This window comes from Streptomyces sp. NPDC055287 (genome assembly GCF_053646035.1).
Map to the genome: position 1 here is coordinate 1 of NZ_JBSHNE010000126.1, position 1,649 is coordinate 1,649.

The following is a 1,649-nucleotide window of genomic DNA, read 5'->3' on the forward strand; positions in this document are numbered from 1 at the left end:
GGATCGCGACCATGACGGTGACGAGGAGGACCAGGACGGGCCACTTGGCGATCGACCACACCGTCAGGGCGGAGTCCCCGATACCGAGCGCGCCGGTCCAGCGCGTCGGTGACCGACTTCGGCCCGGTGTAGAACTTGCACTCGGAGATCGACACGTTGCGGTCTCCGACTCGGATCAGGATGTCCGTCTTGCCCTTGCCGTTCAGGGTCTCGCCCGTGGACTGCCCTTCAAAGTAGGCGTTGAGGGCGACGAGCAGCACGTCTCGCAGCCGCTCCTCAGGCATATCGGAGGTCAGGAGGCCCAACCGCTCCATCGCGTTGCGGGCACCCCGCAGAAGCCTGAGGGATTCCGCGTACGCCCTGGCGTCGTGCCGCGCCACCTCGGGCCGCCACTCGCCGACCGGCAGGATCTGGAGGGTCGGGCTGACCTGGTAGCCGTCCCGGGCCAGCGCGGCTGTGACCTTCGCCAGCGTCCCGTCCCAGCCGTAGGAGCCGGTGCACTCATCCAGCATGCCCTCGAACGCGCGCAGGGCCCGCTGTACCTGTCCCTCGTCGGTCCAGTCAACGCCTTCGGCGAAGGAGCTGAAGACCTGCTTGCGAGCTCCACCCGAGCGAGTCTGCGCGGCCTCCACGGGAGAGAAGCCCTCACCTGTCCAGCATGCTCGCAGGGGACTCAGCTCGATGATGGAGCTGAGCTCCCAGAAGAGCTGGCGCGTCCGGGCGCTGACTATCTCGACAGCTGTATCCATCGGGCCAGGCTAAGAGCCTGAACCGTGTCGGTGACGACGTTTCAGGTACATCGCTCTCTGTACGTGGAGGCTCCATCGGAGGAGAGCGCCGACACGCCCGACGACACTCAGCTCTCCAACTTCTCCACCACTACTTTCCGTGGTGGAGAAGGGAGTCAGCCGGTTCAAGGCGGTGCTGGGCTAGTTCGGATGAGACCAGCTCGGCGCGCTCGGCCTGGTCCTCAACGCCATCGTGCTGTGGACGACGAAGTACATCAACGCCGCCGTCACCCAGCTCAAGGCGGAGGGCCACGAGATCCGCGACGAGGACGTCGCCCGGCTCTCCCCGCTCAAGCACAAGAACCTGAACCTGCTCGGCCGATACAGCTTCACCGCTAGCGTCCCGGCCGCCGGCGCCCTGCGCCCGCTGCGCGACCCGGACGCGCCCGAGCTGGACGAAGACGACGGCAACGGAGACTGACAAGAGGCTGTGGACGGTGGCCGGCTCTACAGGTCAGGCGCCTGCTCTACAGGTCCGTCAGGAGATCGTGCACGTGACGCCAGTCCGCTCGCACCCATCCGCTGATCCGCATCGCCTCCTTGAGCGCCTTGGCCGCCAGGTTCGGCTCGACCGCCTCGAAGGCGACGCTCCGGTCCGCGATGTCCCTGATGAGTTCGTCGGGGTCAGACGCCTCCAAGGCGCGGAGATCGGCGCGCGGTCGGGACGGCTCTGCCTGCGGTGTCCGGGGGGCGAACGGGACGACCGGCGGAGACGTCCGCTCTCCCGTCCGGGTGTCGGCGACGCAGGCGAGTGCCTGACGTCTCGTCTCAGTGGGCGTTTGAGGTAGGCAGATTGCCCTTGATGCCCTAGTAAGTTCCTCGCCAGGTTGGGGTGGTCTCGTCCGTTATGCGCTTGGCGAG

The 1,649-nt window shown here is 67.0% G+C and carries 2 protein-coding genes and 1 pseudogene; 1 reads left to right on the plus strand and 2 read right to left on the minus strand.

Annotation, left to right across the window (positions count from 1 at the left end):
* A partial coding sequence (locus ACWIHY_RS40280; RefSeq protein ID WP_454381727.1) for a hypothetical protein occupies positions 1 to 749 on the minus strand: 749 nt, incomplete at its 3' end.
* Between the two features lie 193 nt (positions 750 to 942).
* Between ACWIHY_RS40280 and ACWIHY_RS40285 the strand changes: the two are divergent.
* Positions 943 to 1,209 (plus strand): annotated as a pseudogene (locus ACWIHY_RS40285) (Tn3 family transposase); the annotation flags it as partial.
* A gap of 46 nt (positions 1,210 to 1,255) precedes the next feature.
* Here the strand turns inward: ACWIHY_RS40285 and ACWIHY_RS40290 are convergent.
* On the minus strand, positions 1,256 to 1,426 hold the full coding sequence (locus ACWIHY_RS40290) for a hypothetical protein (RefSeq protein ID WP_454381729.1): 171 nt from the start codon (positions 1,424 to 1,426) through the stop codon (positions 1,256 to 1,258).
* Positions 1,427 to 1,649: the final 223 nt, after the last annotated feature.